Consider the following 24,472-nt stretch of genomic DNA (forward strand, 5'->3'; position numbering starts at 1 on the left):
AGAGGTGCGATGCAGCGCGTGGTGGTACGGGGTTCGGGGATGGCGTCGGTCGTGTTGCGGCCGGGCGAGTCCCTGCTGTTCGGTCGGGCCCCGCACGCCGCCGCGACACCGGGGCCGGGCCGGATCGCGCTGACCCTGCCCGACTGCGCGGCGCACGTGTCCCGCCTGGTCGGCGAGCTGGTGGTGGGCGAGAACACGGTGATGCTGCACTGGCTCGGCGCGGGCGAGGCCCAGCTGTCGAGCCTGTTCGACGCGCCGGGCGGCGCGCGCCGGGTGATCCTGGCGCGCTCGATGTCGGCGCTGCTGGACCGGGGCGAGAACCAGCTCCTGCTGCTGCTCGGCCGGCAGGACGGGCAGAGCTTCACCGACCTGGTGGTCAACATCGACGTGGAGACCGACCCGGAACTGCTCTCCGAGCTGCCGGAGGGGCTGGACACCGAGAAGGGGCCGGGGCTGGCCCGGGGCAGCCGCGACTGGTTCGTGGCGCTCGCGCTGTGCGAGCCGTGGCTGGCGGGCAACGACGACTACCCGCGCCCGCCGTCCAACCGGGAGATCTACGAGCGGGTGCGGCAGTGGCACGGCTACACCTGGAACCTCCAGCGCCCGCAACGGGTGGACGACGCGATCCGGGCCATCTCGGCGATCGCGTTCGGCGTGTCGGACGACCCGTTCGCGGCGCCGCACGTGGGGCGGTTGCAGAACATCCGGTTCTCGGTGGCCCGGCGCGCGGCCGAGGTCCGCCTGGTCACCTCGGCGGACCTGGCCGACGTCGAGCGCATCGCCCGCAATCGGAACTTTCCACCCCCGGAGGGGTCGCCGGCGTCACCCGCCGGTCAATAGTCTTTCCGACAACACCGAAAACGCCCCGCGCCCCGCGGTCCACACCGGATTCCCACAGCGAATCCCGTGCCGTGAATCCAGTCGGGGCGCGGGTTCCCGTTGTCCGGAAAGGACTTCCCCATGTCGCAAGCCAACCCCGACCTGCCCGGGACCCGCCCGCGCCCCAAGAAGGGCGCGGGCGTGATCGTGCTGCTCGTGCTGATGTCCCTGGCCAACACCTTCACGCTGGTCATCGGGATCGCCGGGATGGTCGACGAGATCGAGCACGGCCGGGACTGGGACGACGACGAATTACGGCTGGCGGCCTTCGTCACCATCATGAGCCTGATCGCCGTCACCGCCCTGGTCGGCGCCTGGCTGACCCGCAAGTGGGGTCCCCGGCTCTACGTGGCGGCGACGGGGCTGGGTCTGGTCATCGGCCTGGTGATCACCGGCGGAGCCTCCTTCTCGCCGATCAGCCTGGTCGGCATCGCGCTCGCCGCCGCGCTGTGGATCACCGCCGAGAACAACTGGTAGCGCCGAGAGGTCCGGGGCGGAGGTGGACACCGTGGGTGCGTCCTCCGAAGCGGGCACCTTGACCTGCCGGGTGAGGGTCGGGTGCCCGTCCGGCGTCGGTGCCGGGCTCGGATCCGGTGCCTGGTTCGGTGCCTGGTTCGGTACCGGCGGCGCGACGGCCGGGGTCTCCCGGAGCGTGGGCCGCGGCACCGGGGCCTGGGCGGTGGGGAAGGGCTGCGGCATCACCGCGGTCGGCTTGGGCGGTGCGGGGTGCGGTGCCGGTTGTTGGGCCCACGGCGAGACCTGCGGGTACCCGCCGCCCGGGGTCGCCGCGTACCCGCCCGGCGGCGTCGCGGTGGGGTACCCGCCCGCCGGAGTGGCCGCGTACCCGCCTGCCGGGGTGGCCGGCGCGTACCCGCCGGCCGGAGTGCTGGGTGTCGTCGAGGGGTACCCGCCGGCCGGGACGGCGGCGGGAGCCTTGGCCGCGGCGGCGGCGCGCTTGCGGCGGCTGACGACGATCGCGGTGCCCGCCGTCGCGGTGGCCACCGCGACGCAGCCGCAGACGATCGCGAAGATCAGCAGCAGCGTGGTGGGCGAACTGCCCGGCACGCCGCCCTTGTCGGTGGCCTGCTTGAGGTAGTCGGCGGCCTGCTGGTTGCCCGGGGCACCCGCCAGCGCGGCGGCGAAGTACGTTGCCGCGCCGTCGTAGTCGCCCTCGAAAAAGCGGTCCAGCCCGGTCCGGTAGTCCTCGTCGTGCTGCCCGATCCCGGCCTTGACCTCCTTGCCCTTAAGCACCTCGGACAGGGTCTGGGAGGAGGCGGCGAAGTTGAACGACTGGGTCTCGCCCGGCGAGCCCTGGCTGACCAGGCCGACGATCCCGCCGCGCATGTCGACCACCGGGCCGCCGCTCATGCCGTGCGTGGCCGCCGCGCTGAACTCGTAGAACGGCCGCCCGCCCTGGGTGCGCTTGGCCGAGATCTGGCCGTTCTTGTTGCTGGGCTCCAGGCTCGGGTCGACGGTCTTGTCGGTCGAGCCGGGGTAGCCGATGGCCAGGATCGGCGTGCCGACCGGGGTCTGGTCCTGGCGCACTTCGAGGGAGGGCAGGTTCTCCCGGGGGATCTTGAGCACCGCCACGTCGCCGTCGCCGGGCGCGACCAGGTCGACCACCGTCGCCGGCGCGACGTCGCGCACCTGCTCGGCGTCGCGCTTCTCCATCCGCTCGACCTGGATCTGCCGGTCCACCGGGCTGTCCGGGTCGAACCCCTCGGCGAGCCCGTTCTCGGCGAACTGCTGCCGCGCCTTGGCCACGTCCCGGACCCGGCCCGCCTTGGTCAGGTCGGCGATGGCCGCGTCGAACAGCGCGCCACCGCCGCCCAGCGGTCCGGTGTGGACGCAGTGGCTGGCCGTGGCGACGTACCCGTCCGGGCTGATGATCGCGCCGCTGCACGAGGTCTTGACCTCGTAGCCGTCGGTGCCGCCGAACACCTCGCCGGTCTTCTTGTCGCGCACCCAGCCGTGCCAGGTGACCGAGATGTAGACGATGCCCGGCCGGGCCACGGCGGCGGCCCGCTCCTCCGGGCTGGACGGCTGCGCGGCCGCGACGGGCAGCGGCGTCAACGCCAGCAGCGCGACCACGCCGAGCAGGGCCTTCATCCGCGCCATCAGCCGTACACCCCACTTCCGTCGGTGCGCGCCCAGCGCGCCCGGTAGCCGGCGGGGTTCGTCTCCGCGGCCTGGTTGCCCTCGCACGCGTAGTCGTCCACCTCGTTGAGGTCCTGTTTGGCCTCCTGCGGCTGGGTGGCGATCAGCCCCCGCTGGTCGTAGAAGGAGTACGTGATGGTGGTGTTCGTCCGGGACAGGTAGGTGAGCTGCTTGTCGGTCGCCTTCCACTTGAACTCGTTGGTCCCGTTGGCCACGATCTTGAGCTCGTTGCCCTGGTGGGTCCCGGTCAGCGTCACGTTGTCCTGGCGCTCGGTGCCGGTCCCGTCGGGCCGGAACTCGTAGTGCCGGCCGCTGCTGGAGAACAGGATCGGGTCGGCGTCGTTGTAGAACTTCACCATCGACTGCTCCTCGACCGTGAGCCAGGAGCCGACCAGGCACAGCGGGAGCCCGGCGGCGCGGGGCTGCCCGGACTCGCGGGGGGTGGGGGACGGCCGTTCGCCCGACTCGGCGGCACTGCCGCGACTCGGGCCGGCTTTGGCCACGGCGACGACGGTCAGCACCGACGCCGCCACGACAGCGGTCGCGGCGACCGCGAACAGGCTCACGACGACGGACTTCGCCGGCGGACGGGACGAATCACTCACGGTCCCATGGTATTGACCGGGTCCGCCGCGCCGGAGCGGAACGGTGCGGAAGTTTCCGACCTGTTGTCCGCCCCGGTGCGGTCCCACCGGGATCGTCGCCGGTCGCGATGGTTCATACAGCGCAACGCGGTTGGACATCCGGCCGCCGGCTCACTCGCGGGAGGGATGTGCGGTTCCCTCACGTCAGGGCCGCCCACGTCCGGGCCGCCCACGTCCGGGTTGTCCACATCATGGCCGCCCACGTCAGGCGGGCACGGCGATCTCCAGCCGGGCCAGCCGGCGCGGGTCGGCGATCACCTCGAACCGCGCTACCCGGCCGTCGACCACGTCGATCGCCAGGGCCAGCACGAGCCGCCCGAACGGCGCGACGACCGCGCCCACCGCCCCGTCGACCAGCGCGGGCGAGGCGTACCGGGACTTGGCGGCCAGCACGACGGCCTCCTCCGCGACCACGTGCGCGCCGCGCACCACGACCGGCGTGCCCGGCGGCACGGTGGCCGGGTCGGCGACCCGCACCACGTCCGGTGCGAGCACGGCCAGCAGCCCGGCCAGGTCCCCGGTGCGCGCGGCGGCCAGGAACGCCTCCACCACCCGCCGGTGCCCGACGACCTCGGCTTCGGGCAGCCGGGGCGTGCCCCGGACCCGCTGCCGGGCGCGGCTGGCGAGCTTCTTCGCGGTCACCGTGGTGCGGCCGACGATCGGCGCGATCTCGTCGAACGGCACCGCGAACAGGTCGTGCAGCACGAACGCCACCCGTTCGGCGGGCGCGAGCGCGTCCAGCACGACCAGCAGCGCCCGCCCCACCGACTCGGCCAGCAGCAGTTCCTGCTCGGGGTCGGCGTCCGACGGCCGGTCGGGCACCTGGCCGACCGGCACCTCCGGCCGGGACCGGCGGGCGCGCAGCACGTCCAGGCACACCCGCGACACGACGGTGCGCAGCCACGCGGCCAGGTTGTCGACCTCGTCCGCGTCGACCCGGCTCAGCCGCAGCCACGTCTCCTGCACCGCGTCCTCGGCCTCGGCCGACGACCCGAGCATCCGGTACGCGACCGCGCGCAACCGCGCCCGGTGCGTCTCGAAGAGCTCCGCCAACTCGTCCATGGGTCACCTTTCCCCGTCGCGCCGCGTCGACTGCTTTGACGGCCCGGACCCGGGCGAAGTGACAGGAGACGCGTACCGATGACCGACATCACAACCGCCCGACCGCTGCTGACGCCAGTCGAACTGGGTGGTTTCCGGCTGCCCAACCGGGTGGTGATGGCCCCGGTGACCAGGGCGCGCGCGGGCGACGGGCTGGTGCCGACCGAACTGCACGCGGTGTACTACGGGCAGCGGGCGAGCGCCGGGCTGATCGTCACCGAAGGCACGTGGGTGGGGGAGCGGGCGGTGGGGTTCCCCAACGTGCCCGGGGTGTACTCCGACGAGCAGGTGGCCGCGTGGCGGCGGGTGACCGACGTGGTGCACGCCCTGGGCGGGCGGATCGTCGTGCAGCTGTGGTTCTCCGGTTCGGCGGCTCCGCACGAGATGTCCACGGCCGACATCCGCGATGTGGTGGCCGATTTCGCCACGGCGGCCGCGCAGGCCCGACGGGCCGGGTTCGACGGTGTCGAGGTGCACGCGGTGGGCGCGTTCCTGCTGCCGAGGTTCCTCAACGCCCGCACGAACCAGCGCACCGACGGCTACCGGGGCGGGCGGCTGCTGTTCGAGATCGTCGACGAGGTCGGCGCGGTGTGGGGTGACGGCCGGGTCGGGGTGCGGATCTCGCCGTACTGGGACGCCGACGAGGGCTTCAGCGCGGACGAGTCCACTGTGGTCGCCTACCAGGAGTACGTGCGCCGGCTCGGCGATCGTTCGCTGGCGTACCTGCACCTGCGCGGCCCGGAACTCACCGGCCCGGCGCCGGACTTCGCCGACTTCGCGCGCTACCGGGAGGTGTTCGACGGCCCGATGATCGCGAACCTGGGGTTCGACCGGGAGTCGGGCGACGCGATCGTGGCCGCCGGCGTGGTCGACGCGGTGTCCTACGCCAAGCACTACATCGCGAACCCGGACCTGGTGGCGCGGTTCGCGTTGGGCCGCGACCTGTCGCCGGGCGACCCGGAGACGTACTACCAGGGCGGCCCGGAGGGCTACGTGGACTACCCGGAGAGCCGCTGGTCGTAGGAGCTGTTCGGGGTCGGATCACGTGGTGGAGGACGGGTTCTTCGACCACGTGATCGCTCCTTGCGGGCGCAGCCCGGCCTTGTCGTAGCGGATACGCCCGGTTGGCCTCGCAGGACTATGCCTTGTTCGCGTGGTTCCCGGGCCCGCGTTCAGGTTCGGCTAGACGAGGTTCTCGAACCGGGCGGAGGCGGTGGCCAGGGCGTCCACGCAGGCGCGGATCGCGCCCCGGTCGTCGTCCTCGGTGCGGTTGACGGCGTAGATCGTGCGGTTGAGGGCCGGACGGGTGGTGAGCACGCGGACGCCGTCGGGCACGGCGTCGCGGGCCAGGCGGGGGACGACGGCCGCGCCGACGTTGCCCGCCACGAGGGCGAGCTGGGTGGCGTAGCTGCCGACCGTGCAGCTGATCCGGCTGTGGTTGCCGAACTGGCGCAGCACCCGCACCAGCCAGTCGTGGCAGCCCGACCCGGCGCACCACCCGATCCACGGGATGTCGTCCACCTCCGCGAGGTCCACGGCCTTGCGGTGGGCCAGCCGGTGGGTGGCGGGCAGCACGAGGTCGGCCACGTCGTGCAGCAGGGCCGTCCGCGACAGGGTCGGCGGCACGACGACCGGCCGGTGCTCCCAGCTCTCCACCACCGCCACGTCCAGCCGGCCGTCCACCACCTGTGGCAGGGTCTCCTCGGCCTCGCGCTCGTGCAGGGTCACCTCCAGGCCGGGGTGCTGGGCGCGCAGCACCGCGAGCACGGGCGGCAGCAGGGCGTGCACGCTGGTCGCGATGGCGCCGACGCGCAGCGGGCCGGTGATGTCGTCGCGCAGCAGTTCCAGTTCCGCGCGGGCCTTCTCGACCTGGGCCAGGATGTCCGCCGCGTGCCCGGCCAGGACGTGCCCGGCGGTGGTCAGGCGGACGGTGCGGCCGTGCGGTTCCAGCAGGCGCTGGCCGGCCTCGCGTTCCAGCTTCGCCAGTTGCTGGGACACCCCGGACGGGGTCACGTGCAGCGCCGACGCCGCCGCCGCGACCGTCCCGTGGGTCGCCACGGCGTGCAGGGCACGCATCCTCTCCAAACCGAACACAGTAGGGATGCTACTGGAATCCGCTGACGAACATTCGCTTGTTCTTGATGGTCGTGGGCGCTCAGGCTGACCCGGTGACCACGACCGAAGCCCGTCCCGCCGCCGTCGCGCCCGCCCGGCCGAAGGTGAACCCGGCGCTGCTCGCGTTGACGGGCAGTCTCTGCATCGCGCTGTCCTCGGTGTTCATCAAGGAGTCCGGCACCACCGGCTCGACCAGCGCGTTCTGGCGCTGCTTGTTCTCATTGCCGATCCTGGTGGCACTGGTGGTGTGGGAACGGCGGCGCGGCACGGCGGTGCGCCGGATCCTGCTGCCGCTGCTCGCGGGCGTCGGCCTGGGGGTCGACTTCGTGCTGTGGGGCGATGCGATCTCGCTGGTGGGCGCGGGCATCGCGACCGTGCTGCTGTCGGTCCAGGTGGTGATCGTGCCGGTGGTGGCCTACCTGGTGTTCCGTGAACGCCCGTCCACCCGGTTCGTGTGCGCGGTGCCGGTGTTGCTGGGCGGGATCGTGCTCGCGGGCGGCCTGGCGGGCACGCCGGCGTTCGGCTCGGACCCGGTGCTGGGCGCGGTGCTCGCGATCGGCGCCGGGATCGGGTTCGCCGGCTACCTCGTCCTGATGCGGCACAGCTCCGGGCCGGGCAGCCGGGAGCACACGCTGTTCCTGGCGACCGTGTCGGCCGGGGTGGTGGCGGTCGCGTTGGGCGTGCCGACCGGGAAGCTCGACCTCGCGCCGGGGTGGCCGGCGTTGGGCTGGCTGCTCGCGCTGGCGCTGGTCGGGCAGGTCGTGGGCTGGCTGCTGATCTCCTCCGCGCTGCCCCGGATGTCCAGCGCGACCGGCGCGACGCTGATGATGTCGCAGCCCGTCGCGGCGATCCTGCTCGGCATCGGGCTGCTCGGCGAACGACCGAGCGCGCTGCAACTCGTCGGGTGCCTGGTGGTGCTCGCCGCGGTCGGTTTCGTGAGCACCTCGTCACGCGGGTAAGGGCCTTCCCAGCACCTGAGACGGCCGTTCGGCCGCACCTGGGATCCGAATCATCTCCCCGAGATCCCTGGTGCGGTCGATCGCGCCCGTCGCCGCCGTCGCCCTGCTCGCCGGGTGCAACGCCGCCGCCACCGGTCCCGCGCCGACCGGCGGCGGGCCCGCGCTGGTGCTGGTCACGCCGAGTCCGGTGGGCGTCAACGACTGTCCCGTTCGGACAGGGCGCGGAGAAGGCCAAGCCGGGCACCGGTTCCAGCCCGCTGTTCATCGGCGGCGCGAACCCCGTCCAACGACCCGGCGCGGGCCAAGGCGCTCGCCGCCACCCTGGGCGGGCAGGGCGTCGACGTGGTGCTGGGCGCGGTTGTCGCGGCGGCCGTCGGGCTGGAGACCTCCAGCGCGGTGTGGGCGTTGCTCGCCGGGGCCCTCGCGGGCGCAGCCTACGCGGCGCCGGCGGCGGTGTGCGAGAACCGGCTCGGGGTGCCGTTGCTGATCAGCACCCTGTTGTTGAGCTGCCCGGCCATTTCGTTGGCCGGCTACCTGGTCCGGTTCCTGTTGAAGGACAGCGGTTCCAGCCTGCCGCAGAGCGCGCAGCTGCCGCCGGGGGCGCGGTTGCCGGAGTTCGGCGGCGTCACCTCGGGCATCGTCCTGGTGGTCGTGGTGGCGGCGGTCTGCGCGGTGGTCGACGCGCGCACCCCGGCCGGGTTCGAGGCGCGGGTGATCTTCGACGGTGGACTGGTCGCGCTCGCCCTGACGGCGGTGGCCCCGGTGCTGCTCGCCGCGCTCGGCGGTGGGGTTGACGAGCTTCCTGGTGCGCACGGTGTTCGGCACGCAGGGCAGTGTCGCCGACCCGGCGCTGGCCGGGCTGCCGGACCTCGTCGCCGGGCACTCGCCGCTGGTGTTCCTGGCGTGGGCGGTGGTTCCGGTGCTCGCGCTGTTCCTGCACCGGCACCGTGGGGGCTGCGGTTGCGCGGGGTGGGCGAGGACCCCGCTGCGGCGGCCGACCTCGGCGTGCGCCCGGACCACTACCGGTACGGCGCGGTGCTCGCGGCGGGCGCGCTGTGCGGGCTGGGCGGCGCGCAACTCGCGCTGGGCTCGGTGACCCTGTTCGCCGAGAACCTGACGGCCGGGCGCGGCTGGATCGCCGTCGTGGCGGTCCTGCTCGGCCGCGCCCGACCGGTGGGCGTGCTGCTCGCGCTGTTCGCCGGCACCGGGTGGCGGGGCCTGGCCGGTCGACGCCGCGCGGGCCGGGTCAGGACTGGGGCACCCGGACGACGTCGCCGGGGTTGATCACGTTCGGGTCGGTGATGGTCTGCGGGTTGGCCGCCACCAGCCGGTGGTAGAGGTTGCCGTCGCCGTAGTACTGGACGGCGATCCCCCACAGGGTCTCGCCCGGCTGCACGACGTGCTCCTGGTACACCCGGTAGCCGGGCACGATCCGCGGGCCCCACACCACCGGCACGATCACCTTGTCGAGCTCCTCGCCGTCCTTCGGCGAGGTCCAGTAGACCTCCACGAACAGCCGGTCGAGGGTGAACGCCGCGCCGGACACGTCCGCGGTGACCTGGAACTGCCCGTGGCCGCCGATGCCGTCGCCCGCCATGAAGGCCCCGGTGACCTCGTCGTGGCCCTCGTGCACGCGGTAGTTGAAGCTCGCTTCGAACGCGCCGCCGGCGACCCCGGCGATCTGGATGGAACTGCCGACCAGGTCGTAGGAACGGGGCTGCTGGACGTCGATGGACATGGCTGTGCCTTCCGTCGCTCAGAACCGCCGACGCTACCCCTTCACCCGTTAGTAGAGTGACGACCCGGGCTGATTCACCCTTTCGGTATCGCCGGTTCCGGTGCACCCCGCTTGGCGCAGCGACCTGACCGCAGCATCCGCGCCAGTTGCCGGCTGCGACGACCGATCGGCCGCCGCAGCCGGCGAACAACCGTCCTGAGTGGAGGGTGGTCGGGCCGCGCGCGGTCGACCGTGTCAGCGGAAGTCGTCGAGGTGGTCGGCCAGCCACTCCCGGAACGTCCGGGCGGGCGCGTGCGTCACGTCCGCCACGTCGGAGGTCGGGGGCACCGGGTGGTCGACCAGTTCGGCGAACCCGCCGATCACCTGGCGGGCGACGTCGTCGGGCAGCAGGCCGGCGTACGTGCGGTCGTCGTCGGGGTCGACCTCGTGCCAGCGCAGCGGCCGGCCGATCGCCTCGCCGATGGCCCGCACCTGCTCCGCCCTGGTCAGCAGTTCCGGGCCGGTGAGCTGGTACTTGGCCTCGTCGTGCCCGTCCTCGGTCAGCGCCCGGACGGCGACGGCGGCGATGTCGGCCTCGTGCAGCAGGGTGTGCGCGGCCTGCCCGTACGCGCCGCGCACCTCGTCGCCGGCCCGGACCTGCCCGGCCCAGGCGCGGGTGTTGGCCGCGAAACCGTGCGCCCGCAGGAACGTCCAGCGCACGCCGGACTCCACGACGGCCCGCTCCACCACGGCGTGGAAGTGGCCGATGGGGTTCGTCTGCTCGGCCAGCCGGTCGTCCACCGCGCCCGTGGACAGCAGCACGACCCGGGACGCGTTCGCGGCGATCGCCCGCGCGACCTCCGCCGCGCTCCCGGTGTCGGGGGAGGGCCACATCAGGAACACCGCGTCCACGCCCTCGGCCACCGCGCGGATCGTCGCGGGGTCGGTGTGGTCGCCGCGCACGACCTCCACGCCCTCCGGGAACCCGGTCGTGCCGCGGGTCAGCGCACGCGGGGCGAGCCCGGCGGCGAGCAACTGCCGCACCACCTGGCCGCCGACGTTCCCGGTCGCGCCGGTCACCAGAATCCTGCCGTCCGCCAACGTTTCCTCCTCGTTCGGTGGTGGCGACGGTAGGTGCGGGGGCGGCGGCCCGGTAAGGGCTTACTCCGACGTAAGCTCATGGCGTGGGAGTAGGAGTCCAGGCAGGCGAGCCCCGACGTGACCGGTTCCACAAGGACTGCCCGGGGTGGGAGCTCTACCGGCACGTCGCGAACCGGTGGGGCGTGCTGATCCTGAGCGCGCTGGACGAGGGGCCGCTGCGGTTCCACGCGGTGCGCGACCAGGTCGGCGGGATCAGCGAGAAGGTGCTCTCGCAGAACCTCCGCGACCTGGTCCGCGACGGCCTGCTGCACCGCGAGGTGGAGCCGTCCACGCCGCCGAAGGTCACTTACTCGCTGACCCCGTTGGGAGACCAGCTGACCGCACGGGTGCGGGTGCTGCTGGAGTGGGTGGGCGCGAACTTCGACGAGGTGCTGGCCGCCCGCCGCCACCACGACGGCTGACCACCCGCACCCGGCCGCTCTCGCGTCGAGCCCGCCATGAGGGTGCCCGGTCTGCCGCGTGTCGAGCCCGTCGCGACCGGGCCACTGCGGGCCGGTTCGGGGGCGGGTGTCGTAGGACGGTCGGTCCAGCGATAACGGGTCGCGATCGGGCGGGGTGCGTGCCTACTGTGCGGGCATGGACTGGAAGCGGAAGGTCGGGCGGGTCGGGGTGCTCACGGGGGCGGGGATCTCCACCGATTCCGGCATCCCCGACTACCGCGGTGCCAACGGGGTGTGGACGACCGACCCCGAGGCGGTCGGCGCGTTCACCCTCGACCGGTTCCTGTCCTCCGCCGACGCCCGCGCCCGGCTGTGGTCGTCCTACCTCGGCCACGCCGCGTGGCGGGCCGAGCCCAACTCCGCCCACCGCGCGCTCGCCCGGCTGAGCCGGTCCGGCGTCGCGACCCGGGTGCTCACCCAGAACGTCGACGGGCTGCACCAGCGGGCCGGGGTGCCGGCGGGCAAGGTGCTCGAACTGCACGGCACCATGCGGGACACGACGTGCACCGCGTGCGGCGACACCACCCCGACCGAACAGGTGCTGGCGCGCGACGAGAGCGACCCGGCCTGCCCGAAGTGCGGCGGCATCCTCAAGCCCGCCGTGGTGCTGTTCGGCCAGCACCTCGACGAGACCGTGCTCGGGCAGGCGCAGATCATCGCCGGGGCGTCCGAGGTGTTCCTCGCCGTGGGCACCACGCTCCAGGTCGAACCGGTGGCCTCGCTGTGCGAGATCGCCGTGCGGGCCGGCGCGGACCTGGTGATCGTCAACCGCGACCCGACGCCGTACGACGACGTGGCGTCCGCCGTGATCCGGGAACCGATCGGCACCGCGCTGGACTGGATCTGCGACGCCCTCGCCGGTCACCAGTCCGCCGCGCCCGCGAAGGACGTGCCGGTGGGGGAGTAGCCCAGCCCCTCGCGGGCCGCCGTGATGTCCAGGGTGCGTTCGTAGCCGAGGTGGCTGATCGCGTACCGGGTCAGCCGAGGCGGATCCGCTGCCCCTACCAGTCGCCAGACCCACTCGGCGACGCCCGCCGCGTGCCACGCGGCGCGCAACGGGAGGTGGCGGATCCGCACGTCCGAGCCCCGTTCGCGCAGCAGGTCCCGCAGAGCGTCTTGCAGGACAACGGGGTGCGCGTCGGCGATGTTGTACACGCCCGGCCGCCCGGTGCACGCCGACAGCGTCGCGGCGACCAGGTTGTCGATGGAGGTCAACGACTGCGGGGCCTGCCCGTCGCCGACGATCACCAGGTTCCGCCCCCGGATCGCGCCGAGCACCCGGGGCAGCAGCGTCGGGTCGCCCGGCCCGTAGACGGCGTGCGGTCGCAGCACCACGGTGTCCGGCCGCCCGGCCAGGACCCGTTCCGACTCCGCCTTGGCGGCCGCGTAGTCGGTCAGGTAGCGCGTGACGGGCCCGGCGGACTCCGGCGCGTTCACCGTCGGCACGAACGGGTCGTACACGCTCGCCGTCGAGATGTGCACCAGCCGCGCGCCCGGGAACGTCTCGGCCACGTGCCGCGTGCCGTCCACGCACACCCGCCGGATCCGCTCGCCGTCGCCCCAGTCGGTGACGGCCGCCGCCGCGTGCACCACGGCGTCCACGGCCGGCGGGTCGGCCAGCGGGCCGACCGCGATGTCCCAGTCCCGCGACCCGTACCCGTGCACGCGCCACCCCAGTGCCCGCGCGGCGCGGGCGACCGCCCCGCCGACGAACCCGGTCGCCCCGGTGACCGCCAGGCGCATCAGCGGGCGAACCGCTCGCGCAGCGCGGTCCGGTCGATCTTGCGCAGCCGCCCCGCCAGCGGGAGTTCGTCCACCAGGACCACCTCGTCGGGCAGCGCGCTCGCGTCGATCAGGTCCGGCAGCGCGGCCCGCACCCGTTGGGCCAGGCCCGCGCTCGTACCCGGTAGCGCGGTCAGCACGAGCACGATCCGCTCGTCGCCGATCGCGTCGGGCACCCCCACCATGACCGCGCCCGCCACGCCGGGCAGGTCGGCGATCGCGGGTTCGTACAGGCCGGGGTAGACGTTGGTCCGGCCCCGGATGATCATGTCCTTCTTCCGGCCGGTCAGCACCAGCCGGTCGTCGTCCCAGCGGGCCAGGTCGCCGGTCGCGTGCTCGGTCAGCGGCGGCTCGCCCAGGTAGCCCCGGCACAGGTTCGGGCCCGACACGAGCAGTTCGCCGTCCGGCGCGAGCCGCGCCGACACGCCCGGCAGCGGCCGGCCCAGCAGGTCGCCGCCGTGCCCGATCTTCTCGTCCGCCGTCGCGATCGCCACCGGCAGGATCTCGGTCATCCCGTACACCGCCAGGAACTCCACGTCCGGCAGGGCCCGCTGCGCCCGCTTGAGCAACGGCGGCAGCACCGGGGCCGACCCGAGCAGCACCTGCCGCAGCGAGCCCGGCAGCGCGACCCCGCTGTCCAGGATCACCGCCAGGTCGGCGGGCACCAGGAACGTGTGCGTCGCCCCGGCGAGCCCGGCGGCCACCGCGGCCGGATCGGCCGACGGCGCGAACCCGTACGGCGGCATCGTCCAGTGCGCGCCCGCCACCAGCGCGGGCAGCCCCAACATCATCTGATCGGTGTGCACCCGCGTGTCCGGGCCCAGTTCGCACCGGGTCGCCAACGTCCGCAGGGCCGCGCCGAGCGAACCGCGCGTGTGCACGACGGCTTTGGGCGTGGCGGTCGTGCCCGAGGTGAACACCACCACCGCTTCCTGGTCGGGGTCCGGGTCCGGCGGCACCGCGCCGGGCACCGCCCGGAACAGGCTCCGGGTGGAGACCGCGCGCACCGGCACGCCCGGCAGCCACGGGCCGGACCTGATGTGCCGCAGCGGAAGCCGCCCGTAGTTCGGCAGCAGCACGCCCCGCCGGCGCGCGAGCGCCCGCAACGGTCCCGGCGCGCTCGCCGCGTACAGCAGCGACTCGGCCGCCGCCCACCCCGGATCAGCCAGGGCGAACCGGCTCGCGAACAGCTCCGGCCCCACCCCGGGGTCGATGAACACCACCGTGCCGCCCGCCGCCACCGTGCCCAGCGCCAGCACGATCGCGTCCGGGCCCGGACGCACCGAGAACAGCATCCGCGTGCCGGTGCGCATGCCCTCGGCGCGCAACCGGTGCGCGGTGCCCAGCACCCGGTCGGACAGCTCCCGGTAGGTCGACGTCCGGCCGCGCGCGTCGGTCAACGCCGGTCGTGGGCCGTGCTCCCGCGCCGCGCGCAGGACTTCCAGCAGCAGGTCGTCAGGCACGACGCAGCACCAGCCTCTCGTAGCCGGGGAGCAGTACCCGGCGTGCGGCCTTGCGATCTACAATGGACAGTGGCGCGGAATCGAGGACGGCGTTCAGCACCGCGCGGATCTCCGCGTTCGCCAGCGGCATCCCCAGGCAGAAGTGCGCGCCGGCACCGAACCAGACCTGCCGCACGGCGGGGGAGTGCGGTCGGTCCGGGTCGAACGGGTGCCGCCCCTTCGCGGCGGAGATCGTGGCGATGACGACCCGGTCGCCCGCCCGCACCCGGACCTTGCCCACCGAAGTGCCGGTCGTGACGCTGCGCAGCATCACCGGGGACGGGACCGTCACCCGCAACGCCTCCGCGACCACGTCGTCCACCCGGCTCCGGTCCGCCGCCACGCGGTCCAGCCAGCCGGCGTCGTGCAGCAGCGCGACCAGCCTCGGCACGTACGACACCAGCGTCTCGGTCCCGGTGAGCACGAACGCTGCCACCGCGCCGAGCGCCTCCTGCTCGGTCAGCCCCAGTTCGCGCATCCGGCCCGGCACGGTCGCCGGGTCACCCGCCGCGTACGCCGTCGCGGCCGGCCGGGTGAGCCGCGCCAGCGCCGCCCTGCTGCGCCGGACCTGTTCCGGGGTCAACGTGGGCCGGCCCAGTCGGACCATCGACGTGATCGCCGCGCCCGCCGCGTGCGCGCGCACCGCCTCGGTCGGGTCGAGCCCGACCAGCTCGCAGATCACCGCGCCGACCAGGTGCCGCACGACCGTGACGAGGTCCACCGGCCGCCCGGCCGCCAGGTCGTCCCGCAGGCGCTTCATCGGCTCTTCCGCGACGCGCGCGCACAGCTCGGCCACGCTGCGCGTGGTGAACAGCCCGGAAAGCTTGCGGCGCAAGGTGGTGTGCACGTCGCCCTCCATGTTCAGCAGCACGGTCGGGCCGACCACGGGCGTCCACAGGTCTGCCGAGGAACCGGGGCCGGTCTTGGTGAACCGGTGCGGGTCGGTGAGGACTTCCTTGGCCAGCGCGGCATCGCTGACCAGCACCCCGACCCCGGGGATGCGCACCACCGGCCCGATCCGGCCGGCCCCGCGCACCAGCGGGTACAGCACGGGGTGCGCGGCCAGCTGGACCCTGCGCTCCCAGTTCATCGGATGTCCACCACCGCGGGCCGGTACCGGTGGTCGGCGTACCACGCCAACGTCCGGCGCAGCCCCCACGCCTTCGCCCGCCGCGACGACCCGCGCACCACGACGTCCCGCCGGAGCCCGTACCGGTAGGTGTGCAGGCGCACCGCGTTGACCAGCGCGCGGTCCTCGTGCACGTCCTCGATCTTGGACCGGGGGAACCCGCCGGCCACCGTGTACAGCTCGGCGGTGATCGCCATGTTGCAGCCCGCCGTCATCACGTACGGCCCGCGATAGCGCGGATCGCGATTGCCGGCCCGGAACTTCCCGAACACCGACGCCACCTCGACGGCGGCCACCAGCAGCCACCGGGTCCCGGCCGAGAGCCCTTCGTCCAAGCGCGGCAACAACTGCCCCGAGACCAGGCGCAGGCCGGAGTCGAACGCGGCCTTGACCCGCGCGGTCCAGTCCGGCGCGGGCAGGCAGTCGGCGTCGGTGCGCGCCAACCACACCGCGCCCCGCCCGATCGCGTGCCGCATCCCGGTGTCGGCCGCCGCCCCGGTGCCCTTCTCCTGCTCGTGCACCAGCTCCAGCCGCAGGGCCGGGTGCGCGGCGGCGTAGGCCCGGACGACGTCCACTGTGGAATCGGTCGATCCGTTGTCCACCACGACGAGCGTGAAGTCCTGGTCGGTCTGCGCGGCGAGCGCGTCGAGCGTGGCGGTGATGCCGCGTTCCTCGTTGTACGCGGGCACGACGACCCAGAGCGGGCTCACAGCCGGATCACCACCAGGCCGAGGCTGACGCCGCCCGCCAACCCGACCAGCGCCACCAGGTCGCCGGGCCCGCACCGGCCCAACTGGCGCGCGGTCACCAGTTGCAGCGGCAGGCTGGCCGAGGCGACGTTGCCGTGCTGCGGCAGGGTGATCACCAGCCGGTCGGTCGGCACACCCACCTGCCGGGCGAACATGTCCAGGTAGGGCAGCGAGACCTGGTGCACGCCGATCACCGCGAAGTCGTCCCAGGTCAACCCGAGCCGGTCCAGCGTGCTGTCCAGGACGCCCCGGCCCAGGCCGAGGAACGCGTCCTTGAGGCGCGCCCCGTCCATGTCGAAGTAGGTGCGCTCCGGGTCGCGCGGGTACCGCGAACCGCCGCCCGGCAACGTGCCGACGTCCCAGCGCGACGAGTCGGCGGTGAACCCGCAGCCCAGCACGCCCTCCTCACCCCGGGTGAGCAGCAGCGCCGCGCCCGCGTCGGACAGCGTGTAGCCGGGGAACGCGCGCAGGAACTCCGCGAGCCCGCCGACCTGCCACCGCACCGCCCGCGACGGCGCTTCGCCGCTGGCGACGAGCACCGTGCGGTACCGGCCCGAGGCGATCAGCGCGTCGGCGACCTCGATCCCGTTCAGCACGCTGTTGCAGGCGTTCTTCACGTCCATCACCGGGCAGCGCAGCTCCAGCTTCGCCGCCACGATGTGCGCCGTCGCCGGCTCCACCATGTCCTGGCTGGCGGAGGCGAACAGCAGCAGGTCGACGTCGGCCGCCGCCGTCCCGGTCTCCGCCAACAGCTTGCGCGCCGCCGCCACCGCCAGGTCGGACGCCTGCTCGTGCTCGCCCATGACGTGCCGCGACTCGACCCCGGTCAACCGGTGGATGAGCCCCGCGGGCGGCGTGAACGGCGCCAACCGCCGCTCCACCTCGGTCGTGCTGACCTGCTGCTCGGGCAGATGAACCGCCACTCCGGCAAGTTGTGTCCCCACTCGGGCCACCTCCCTCGCCAGAAGGCTAGAGGCGGCGCGAGCCGCGTGCCCTCAGTAGAACTACTCTGATCACCCCGCAGTGGCTCCACAAAGGAACATCGTGACCGATCGACGTAACCGACCGGTCGCACTGCGTGAATCGGGTCACGACCGGTGAACCGTCCGCGACCGACGGCACCGGTCGGTTCACCACGTCACGGGTAACTCGTACACCCCGAACACCACCGCGTCGTGCTTGAACGGGATGGACTCGAAAGCACCGGCCAGCCGCAGACCGGGCAGCCTGCGGTACAGCGTCCGGTACACCACCTCCAACTCCAGCCGGGCCAGCGGCTGGCCCAGGCACTGGTGCACGCCGAACCCGAACGCGATGTGGTGGCGTGCCTCCCGGGTGATGTCCAACCGGTCCGGGTCGGGGAACGCGGCCGGGTCGCGGTTGGCGATGTCGGTGGGCAGCACCAGTCCCTCGCCCGCCCGCACCACCTGCCCGGCCACCTCGATGTCCTGCGCCGCGAACCGCCGCCGCCCGCTGTGGGTGATGGTGAGGTACCGCAGCATCTCGTCCACCGCGCGGCTCGCCACGGCCGGATCGTCCGAGTCGCGCAACAGCGCCAACTGCTCCGGGTCGCGCAGCAGCAGCACGGTGCTCAACGCGATCATGTTGGCGGTCGTCTCGTGGCCCGCGACGAGCAGCAGCACGGCCATGTCGGTGGCCTGCCGGAGGGTCAGCTCGCCCGCCTCGACCCGCTCGCCCAGCCGGGACACCACGTCGTCACCGGGACGGCCCACCTTCGCCGCCACCAACCCGCCCAGGTACTCGGCCAGGGCACCGAGCGCGGCCTGGCGCTGCTCGCCGGTGGAACCCCGGTTCGCGATCACCCGGGTGTTGCGCTGGAACAGGTCGTGGTCGGCGTACGGCACGCCGAGCAGCGCGCAGATCACCCGCGAGGGCACCGGCAGCGCGAACGCCTCCACCAGGTCGACCGGCCGGGGCCCGGCCGACAACGCGTCCACGGCCTCGTCCACGATCCGCTGCACCGCCGGCCGCATCGCCTCGACGTTGCGGACGGTGAACACGGCGGTGAGCATCCGCCGCAACCGGGCGTGCTCGGGGTCGTCGAGCCCGACGAAGCTCAACGCCCCGCCGAGCCCCGGTGCCTGCCTCGGGTAGCGCGGATCGGTCATCAGGGCGCTGACCCGCTGGTCGGCGAGCACCGCGCGCTGGTCGGCGTACCGGGTCACCAGCCACGGCGTGCTGCCGTCCCACAGCTCGACCTTGGCCAGCGGACCCTCCCGCTGGAGTTCGCGCAGCGCGGGCGGCGGGTCGAACGGGCAGCCCGGCGCGCGCGGCATCGGGAACGGCGGGACTCCGGACGTGCTCGTCATGGTCTTCCCTCCGGGTCGGGTCACGCCCCGGCGACGGGTGGCTCCTCCAGGTGCTGCCGGCGGTGCTGACGAGCCTGCTTGGGCATGTTCCAGCCGAGAACGGCGACCGCCGCGCCCTCCCGTTCGTACAGTGCCACGAACCGGCGCGCCTCGACGTCGCCTTCCACCAGGGTCACCCGAGTGGCCGCCGCCGGCACGCCGTGCACCTGGATCCGGGCGTCGAACTGGTCGGTCCAGAAGTACGGCACGGGCGCGTAGGTCCGTTGCGCGCCAAGAACGTTCTCGGCGACCACGGCCGCCTGCTCGGTGGCGTTGGTCCGGTTCTCCAGCCGCAACGGGCCCAGCGTCGGGTGCTGCCACCGCGCGACGTCGCCGACCGCGTAGACGCCCTGCGCCGCACGGCACCGCGCGTCGCACACCACGCCGTTGTCCAGCACCAGGCCGCTGCCGGCCAACCACTCCGTGTTTGGCACCGCCCCCACGGCCACCACGACCACGTCCGCCGGCACGACTTCGCCGTCCGCGAGCCGCACGCCGTCGCCGACCAGCCGGTCCACCCCGACCCCGAGCCGCAACCGCACACCGCGTTCGGCGTGCAGCGCCGCCAGCGCGCCGGACGCGAGAGGGCCCAACTGGAGCGCCAGGGGAGCGGGCTGGGGCCCGACCAGCGTGACGTCCACCCCGAGGCCGCACGCCGTCGCCGCCACCTCCGCGCCCAGCACGCCGTCACCGACCACGACGAGCCGTTGCGCCACCAGGAGATCCGCCCGCAACGCCAGCGCGTCCGACATCGTGCGCAGCACGTGCACCCGGCACGGGCCGGGGTCGGCGGGCAACCTCCGGGGCCGTGCGCCGGTCGCCACCACGACGGCGTCGGCCGTCGACACCAGCCCGGACGCCGTGCGCACCGCCCGTGCCGCCACGTCCAGCGACACCGCCGCGTCGCCGGGCACGAACCGGGCGTCCAGCGCGTCGAGCGCTTCGGCGGTGCGCAGGCGGGCGCGGTCGGCGGGCCACGCGCCGGACAGGACCTGCTTGGACAGCGGCGGTCGGTCGTAAGGGGGGTGCTGCTCGTCGCCGAGCACCGTCAGCCCGCCGGTGAACCCTCTGCGCCGCAATGCCTCCACCGTCGCCAGACCGGCCGCGGACGCCCCGACGACCAGCACCGACGAGGGACCGCTCACGCCTGTTCCAGCACGATCGCCCCGGCCGGGCAGACGTTCGCCGCCTCGGTGACGGCGGCGTGCAGGTCCGCGCCCGGTGCCGGGTCCAGCAGCAGGACGACGCCGTCCTCGTCGCGCTGGTCGAACACCTCCGGCGCGAGCAGCACGCACGACCCCGCGCCGCAGCACCGGTCCTCGTCCACGGTGATCTTCATGGCCTCCCCCTCGGATTCCCCCGGCCACCGACCGGTGCCGGCCACCGCAGCCGGGTCCCCGGCCCCGTCACCGCAGCACCGGCCGGCGGGCGCGGGCAAGGCGGCTTGGCGTTGTGCGGCCGCCCGGTCCGGTGTCCACCACGCCGGTGTCCACCACGCCGGGTGCCACTGCGCCGGGTGCCACTGCGCCGGGTGCCACTGCGCCGGGTGCCACTGCGCCGGGTGCCACTGCGCCGGGTGCCACTGCGCCGGGTGCCACTGCGCCGGGTGCCACTGCGCCGGGTGCCACTGCGCCGGGTGCCACTGCGACCTCCTGGAGTCGGTGCCGTGAACCCAGCCAACCAACCTTCCGAAATCGCGTCAAGCAGGTGACTTAGGAAGCGGGCGCGGTCAGCAAACCGGTGATGGCGTCGACCAGGCCCGTCGCGGTCTGCTCCCACGAGGGCTGGGGCGTGCCGTCGGCCAACGCGCGTTCCCGCTCGGCGCAGACGTGCACCATCAGGGCGCTGACCATGTCGCCGCGCTCCAGGCGCACCTCGTCGGGCAGGTCCGGCAGGCAGCGGTGCAGGCCGTCCACCACGCGGCGCAGTCCCGGCGTGGACAGCGCCTCCTCGGCCAGGACGTGTCGGAACGTCGGATCGGTGGCCACCTGCGCGCCGAACCGGGCGTACCACGTCGGGGCGCCCAGCGCGGCCAGGTGGGTGGTGACCGGGCGGACCAGGCAGCCAACCCACGTGCGCAGGTCGGCCGAGCCGCCGGCCGCCGCGACCAGCCCGGTGCGCAGGTCGTCCATGCGCAGCGCGTGCCGCCGCACGATGGCGCGCACCAGGTCGGCCTTGGCGCCGAAGTGGTAGCCCACGGCGGCGTTGTTGCCCTGCCCGGCGGCGGCGCTGATCCGGCGGTGGGACACCGCGCGGAGGCCCTGCTCGGCGAACAGCCGCTCGGCGGTGTCCAGGATCCGCCGGCGGGTGGCGTCGACCTGCCCGGCCCGCGGGGTCCGGTCGACGTCGGCCGGCACGCTCACCATCGCACCGGCACCCTGCTCAGTCCCCCGACCACCAGGCCGTGCACCGGGGCCAGGTTCGCCGGCGCGACGGCCAGCGCCAGACCGGGCAGCCTGCGCAGCAGCACCTCCAGCGCCACCTGAAGCTCGGTGCGCGCCAACGCCTGCCCCAGGCACGAGTGCGCGCCCACGCCGAAGGCCAGGTGCGCGTTCGGCGCGCGCTCCAGGTCCATCTCGGCCGACCGCTCGAACGCCGTCTCGTCCCGGTTGGCGGCGGCCATGCTGCACATCACCGTCGTGCCGGCCGGCAGCGTCCCCGTGGACAGCTCGGTGTCCTCGGTGAGGTACCTCGGCAGGCCGATCCCCGGGTTGGCGTCGAACCGCAGCGCCTCCTCGACCGCCGTGCGCACCAGCGCCGGGTCGTCGAGCAGCCGCTCCCAGCGGGACCGGTCGGACAGCAGCATCCCGACCATCTTGCCGATCATGTTCGCCGTGGTCTCGTGCCCGGCGACCAGCAGCCCCAGCCCGGTCGCCACGAGCTGCGCGTCGGTCATCGCGCCCTCGGTGACCAACGTGCTGAGCAGGTCGTCACGGGGCTGCGCGCGCTTGGCGGCGACGTGCGCGGTCAGGTACCCGACGAAGTCCGCCTGTGCCGTGCGCAGTTCGTCCTCGGAGTACCGGCTGAGGTTGAGCATCGCGTCCGACCAGTGCGAGAACCGGTCGCGGTCCGCCGCCGGAACGCCCAGCAGGTGGCAGATGACCCACACCGGCAGCGGGAAGCCGAAGGCGGCCTTCAGGTCGGCCGGCTGCCCGCCCGCCACCATCTCGTCCACCAGCCGGTCGCCCATCGCCTCGATCTCCGGGCGCAGCGCGGACATCCGCTTGGCGGTGAACCACCGGCCCACCGCCTGCCGCCACCGCCGGTGCCCTTCCCCGGTGGTCGGGACCGAGGAGCCCAGCTCGTTGTTGAACACGCCGCCGGTCTCGCTGTCGGTGATCCGCGCGGCACCCGGGGCGTCGAGCTGCCGGGAGAACCGTGGATCGCCCAGCACCTGCTTCACGTCGGCGTACCGGGTGATCAGCACCGCCCGGTCACCGCTGGGCAGCGTGACCGGGGCCGCCGGGCGCTCCCGGCGCAGCCGCTCCCACACCTCGGGCGGCTCCAGGGCGGTCGGGTTGGGGATCGGGTAGCTCAGCACCTCGTCGGACCCCACCGGGGACCTCCTCCGCGTCGCAGGCGCACCCCAGTCAAACGACGGCCGGCGAGCCCGTCAAGCAACTGACTTACGACTGCCGGTGCCACACGTCGTCGTCCGGACCGGTCAACCGGGCCACGTCCAGCGCGTACAAGGGCTTCGCGCGCTTGCCCAGCCGGCTCACCACGGCCCGCTGCCGGTCGGCGAGCGCCGAGACCACCCGTGACGGCGACGCGGCGGACCCGGGGCTGGTGCGGTACCAGTTGCCCAGCACCTCCAGCGCGAAGTCGACCGCGAGCGACGCCCCGGCGGCCAGCGCCACGTCACCCGCCGTCCGGAACCGCCCGGAGTGGAACGCCACGTTGCGCACCACGTACAGGGTGTCGAGGAACAGCGCGGTGCGGCGGCGCGACTCCTCCAGCCACGCGGCGCACGCGCGCGGGTCGGCCAGCCGCGTCGACCACTCCTCGACCTGGTGCGAGGCCAGCGGGGACGTGTGCGCGACCACGCCGTCCAACGCTGTGCGGGCGGTGGTGAGGGCCGGGTCCTCTTCGGGCCGGCCGGGCAACAGCACGTCCACCCACGTGTTGAGGTCGAGCAGCCGGCCGAATCCGTCGCACCGCGCGTACCGTCCCAGCAGCCGCACCCCTTCACCGACCTGCTCCTCGACGAGCCGCTCGTGGCGTTGCGCGGCAACGAGTTCCCGCTCCGTGCGGTCGGCACGGGCACGCAACCCGGCGTGGTCCGGGTGATCTTGCGGGCAGCGTTCCAGCGCACGCCGCAGCGCGACAACGCGGCGCCGCGACTCACCGGCACGGGCCCGCGCGTCACCGAGCACCTCGGCGGCGGCCTGGTGGAGTTGCTGGTGCGTCTCGGCGACCTGCTGCCGCAACGCCTGCAACGACAGCGCCGACGCGAGGTCCGCGCGGTTCTCCAACCCGCACGCCTCCAACGTCACCCACGCCAGCGCGGTCGCCGGCATCGCCGCCTCGGTGGTGCGCGCGACGTGCGCCATGCGCAGCCCGCCGCGCAACGCGCTCGGCCACCCGGGCACCAGCGGCTCGGCCCGGTCGACCGACTGTCTGCGCGGCAACACGACCCCCGACTTCCCACTGTCCACTGCGGACACGAAAGCCGCCGGGCCGGGAGCGAGCACCACCAGCCGGTGCCCCGCCGCGTACTGGTCCAGCAGCTCGGACAACGCCCGCCGCGCGGCCCGTGCCGCACTGGCCTCGTCCACGGCCCGCACCTCGCACGCCACCAGGCATGCCTGCCCCGGCGTCGCCACCCGCCCGGCGAACGCCCGCAGCCGGCCACCGGTCGCACCGAACCCCAGCGGCTCCACGTCCGCGAACGACGACACCGCCGCCGTCGGGTCCAACGCGGAGATCCGCGCCAACGTCGACGCCCCGTGCACGACCACCGCGACCCGGTACCGGACCGGCACGGGCAGTAGCACCCGCCGCACCGAGGCCGCGTCGCCCGCGCCGGCCAGGTGAGTGCCGGACAGGTGGGTGCCGGCCAGGTCGGCGGCCAGGGTGTGCGGGTCGCGGTCGGCAGCGGCGACCAGGCAGGCCACCTCGTCCGCGACCAGGTCGAGCCCGGCCGGGGTGAACTCGCCGTCGGGCGCGGCCCAGGCGGTGTCGAACCGCCGCTCGACGAGCCGCCGCAGGTGGGGCGCGAGCCCGTCGAGGTCGGCGGCCGCGGTGAGCGCGAGGTCCTTCCACCTCGACGGCGTGTGCCCGGCCGGGTCGTCCAAGGCGGCGACGAGTCCGGACACCGTCCGATGCGCCCGCACCAGCACCGGTTCGTCGCCCCACTGCGCCATCGCCCGCCCGACCGCCTCGTCCGCGCCCGCGCACAACGCCCGCAACAGCGACGCGCGGGGCTGGGCGGTGTCCGCGAAGTTCGCCAGCACCCCTTGCAGCCTCGGCAGCTCGCCTGCCACCCCGGACACCGCGGCGACGTGCCGGCTGAACAACGTCGTACCACTGACCGCCCGCAGAACCCGTTGCAGGACATAGGTGCGCGACCAGGTCACGTCGGCCCGGCGCAGCGCGCCGAGCAGCCGGTGGTCGAATCCGCTGAATGCCACCCGCCCAGCACACCACGCCCCCGCCCGCACGCCCCGACCGGTCCCACAACCACCGTGCGGCTGGCGACCGGTCCCACAACCACCGTGCGGCTGACGGCCGGTCGACGTGCGACCCGGGGGTGGGTGCACGTCGAC

The 24,472-nt window shown here is 74.0% G+C and carries 23 protein-coding genes; 6 read left to right on the forward strand and 17 right to left on the reverse strand.

The window, feature by feature from the left end; translation table 11 throughout:
- The first annotated feature begins 9 nt into the window (after positions 1 to 9).
- Positions 10 to 840: a hypothetical protein gene (locus tag BN6_RS18475; protein WP_197540286.1), complete on the forward strand. Its 831-nt coding sequence runs from the start codon at positions 10 to 12 to the stop codon at positions 838 to 840.
- Positions 841 to 1,131: 291 nt separating this feature from the next.
- On the opposite strand, the gene BN6_RS49655 is transcribed toward BN6_RS18475, so the two are convergent.
- From BN6_RS49655 to BN6_RS18490, 3 genes are all read right to left on the reverse strand, one after another.
- Positions 1,132 to 2,997, reverse strand: coding sequence for a trypsin-like peptidase domain-containing protein (locus tag BN6_RS49655; protein WP_041313205.1), 1,866 nt, complete (start codon positions 2,995 to 2,997; stop codon positions 1,132 to 1,134).
- Positions 2,997 to 3,641: a hypothetical protein gene (locus tag BN6_RS18485; RefSeq protein ID WP_148302922.1), complete on the reverse strand. Its 645-nt coding sequence runs from the start codon at positions 3,639 to 3,641 to the stop codon at positions 2,997 to 2,999. The genes BN6_RS49655 and BN6_RS18485 overlap by 1 nt, the downstream gene beginning before the upstream one ends.
- A 243-nt stretch (positions 3,642 to 3,884) precedes the next feature.
- Positions 3,885 to 4,742 carry a sigma-70 family RNA polymerase sigma factor gene (locus BN6_RS18490; RefSeq protein ID WP_015101223.1) on the reverse strand — a complete coding sequence of 286 codons (858 nt, stop codon included), beginning with the start codon at positions 4,740 to 4,742 and terminating at the stop codon, positions 3,885 to 3,887.
- Positions 4,743 to 4,820: 78 nt separating this feature from the next.
- On the opposite strand from BN6_RS18490, the gene BN6_RS18495 reads away from it, so the two are divergent.
- Positions 4,821 to 5,804: an oxidoreductase gene (locus BN6_RS18495; RefSeq protein WP_015101224.1), complete on the forward strand. Its 984-nt coding sequence runs from the start codon at positions 4,821 to 4,823 to the stop codon at positions 5,802 to 5,804.
- Positions 5,805 to 5,963: 159 nt separating this feature from the next.
- Here BN6_RS18495 and BN6_RS18500 read toward each other — a convergent pair whose 3' ends face one another.
- Positions 5,964 to 6,875, reverse strand: a complete 912-nt coding sequence (locus tag BN6_RS18500) for a LysR substrate-binding domain-containing protein (protein ID WP_015101225.1) — start codon at positions 6,873 to 6,875, stop codon at positions 5,964 to 5,966.
- A 74-nt stretch (positions 6,876 to 6,949) separates the two neighbouring features.
- Between BN6_RS18500 and BN6_RS18505 the strand changes: the two genes are divergently transcribed.
- Both BN6_RS18505 and BN6_RS48885 read left to right on the forward strand, forming a co-directional pair.
- Positions 6,950 to 7,855, forward strand: a complete 906-nt coding sequence (locus BN6_RS18505; RefSeq protein WP_051076001.1) for a DMT family transporter — start codon at positions 6,950 to 6,952, stop codon at positions 7,853 to 7,855.
- Between the two features lie 345 nt (positions 7,856 to 8,200).
- The gene (locus BN6_RS48885) at positions 8,201 to 9,139 is read left to right on the forward strand and encodes an ABC transporter permease subunit (protein ID WP_231905334.1); all 939 of its coding nucleotides are present in this window, start codon (positions 8,201 to 8,203) and stop codon (positions 9,137 to 9,139) included.
- Here the strand turns inward: BN6_RS48885 and BN6_RS18520 are convergent.
- Positions 9,102 to 9,593, reverse strand: coding sequence for a Gmad2 immunoglobulin-like domain-containing protein (locus BN6_RS18520; RefSeq protein WP_015101228.1), 492 nt, complete (start codon positions 9,591 to 9,593; stop codon positions 9,102 to 9,104). The genes BN6_RS48885 and BN6_RS18520 overlap by 38 nt on opposite strands.
- 234 nt (positions 9,594 to 9,827) lie before the next feature.
- Positions 9,828 to 10,673 (reverse strand): SDR family oxidoreductase, encoded by an 846-nt coding sequence (locus BN6_RS18525; RefSeq protein ID WP_015101229.1) that lies wholly within the window; start codon positions 10,671 to 10,673, stop codon positions 9,828 to 9,830.
- A gap of 83 nt (positions 10,674 to 10,756) precedes the next feature.
- On the opposite strand from BN6_RS18525, the gene BN6_RS18530 reads away from it, so the two are divergent.
- Both BN6_RS18530 and BN6_RS18535 read left to right on the forward strand, forming a co-directional pair.
- On the forward strand, positions 10,757 to 11,134 hold the full coding sequence (locus BN6_RS18530; RefSeq protein ID WP_015101230.1) for a winged helix-turn-helix transcriptional regulator: 378 nt from the start codon (positions 10,757 to 10,759) through the stop codon (positions 11,132 to 11,134).
- A gap of 175 nt (positions 11,135 to 11,309) precedes the next feature.
- The gene (locus BN6_RS18535) at positions 11,310 to 12,080 is read left to right on the forward strand and encodes an SIR2 family NAD-dependent protein deacylase (protein WP_041313213.1); all 771 of its coding nucleotides are present in this window, start codon (positions 11,310 to 11,312) and stop codon (positions 12,078 to 12,080) included.
- Here BN6_RS18535 and BN6_RS18540 read toward each other — a convergent pair.
- The 11 genes from BN6_RS18540 to BN6_RS18590 all read right to left on the reverse strand — a co-directional run bounded on the left by BN6_RS18540 (position 12,035) and on the right by BN6_RS18590 (position 24,337).
- A complete protein-coding gene (locus BN6_RS18540) occupies positions 12,035 to 12,916 on the reverse strand; it encodes an NAD-dependent epimerase/dehydratase family protein (protein WP_015101232.1) in 882 nt (293 codons plus the stop codon). The two genes, BN6_RS18535 and BN6_RS18540, sit on opposite strands and share 46 nt — an antisense overlap.
- Positions 12,916 to 14,418 (reverse strand): class I adenylate-forming enzyme family protein, encoded by a 1,503-nt coding sequence (locus tag BN6_RS18545; protein WP_015101233.1) that lies wholly within the window; start codon positions 14,416 to 14,418, stop codon positions 12,916 to 12,918. Before BN6_RS18545 ends, BN6_RS18540 begins: the two co-directional genes overlap by 1 nt.
- Positions 14,411 to 15,547, reverse strand: coding sequence for a cytochrome P450 (locus tag BN6_RS18550; protein WP_015101234.1), 1,137 nt, complete (start codon positions 15,545 to 15,547; stop codon positions 14,411 to 14,413). Before BN6_RS18550 ends, BN6_RS18545 begins: the two co-directional genes overlap by 8 nt.
- The gene (locus tag BN6_RS18555; protein WP_015101235.1) at positions 15,544 to 16,296 is read right to left on the reverse strand and encodes a glycosyltransferase family 2 protein; all 753 of its coding nucleotides are present in this window, start codon (positions 16,294 to 16,296) and stop codon (positions 15,544 to 15,546) included. Before BN6_RS18555 ends, BN6_RS18550 begins: the two co-directional genes overlap by 4 nt.
- Positions 16,293 to 17,258, reverse strand: coding sequence for a 3-oxoacyl-ACP synthase III family protein (locus tag BN6_RS18560; RefSeq protein WP_231905335.1), 966 nt, complete (start codon positions 17,256 to 17,258; stop codon positions 16,293 to 16,295). The genes BN6_RS18555 and BN6_RS18560 overlap by 4 nt, the downstream gene beginning before the upstream one ends.
- 207 nt (positions 17,259 to 17,465) lie before the next feature.
- On the reverse strand, positions 17,466 to 18,665 hold the full coding sequence (locus tag BN6_RS18565) for a cytochrome P450 (RefSeq protein ID WP_015101237.1): 1,200 nt from the start codon (positions 18,663 to 18,665) through the stop codon (positions 17,466 to 17,468).
- 20 nt (positions 18,666 to 18,685) lie between these two features.
- Positions 18,686 to 19,849 carry an NAD(P)/FAD-dependent oxidoreductase gene (locus BN6_RS18570; protein WP_015101238.1) on the reverse strand — a complete coding sequence of 388 codons (1,164 nt, stop codon included), beginning with the start codon at positions 19,847 to 19,849 and terminating at the stop codon, positions 18,686 to 18,688.
- Positions 19,846 to 20,043, reverse strand: a complete 198-nt coding sequence (locus BN6_RS18575) for a ferredoxin (protein ID WP_041317266.1) — start codon at positions 20,041 to 20,043, stop codon at positions 19,846 to 19,848. Before BN6_RS18575 ends, BN6_RS18570 begins: the two co-directional genes overlap by 4 nt.
- A 373-nt stretch (positions 20,044 to 20,416) precedes the next feature.
- A complete protein-coding gene (locus BN6_RS18580) occupies positions 20,417 to 21,070 on the reverse strand; it encodes a TetR family transcriptional regulator (protein ID WP_015101240.1) in 654 nt (217 codons plus the stop codon).
- Positions 21,064 to 22,260, reverse strand: a complete 1,197-nt coding sequence (locus tag BN6_RS18585) for a cytochrome P450 (protein ID WP_015101241.1) — start codon at positions 22,258 to 22,260, stop codon at positions 21,064 to 21,066. Before BN6_RS18585 ends, BN6_RS18580 begins: the two co-directional genes overlap by 7 nt.
- A gap of 70 nt (positions 22,261 to 22,330) precedes the next feature.
- Positions 22,331 to 24,337, reverse strand: coding sequence for a hypothetical protein (locus tag BN6_RS18590; protein ID WP_041313216.1), 2,007 nt, complete (start codon positions 24,335 to 24,337; stop codon positions 22,331 to 22,333).
- Between the last annotated feature and the right edge of the window lie 135 nt (positions 24,338 to 24,472).

It is taken from the genome of Saccharothrix espanaensis DSM 44229 (assembly GCF_000328705.1).
In the GTDB taxonomy this organism is placed as follows: Bacteria; Actinomycetota; Actinomycetes; order Mycobacteriales; family Pseudonocardiaceae; genus Actinosynnema; species Actinosynnema espanaense.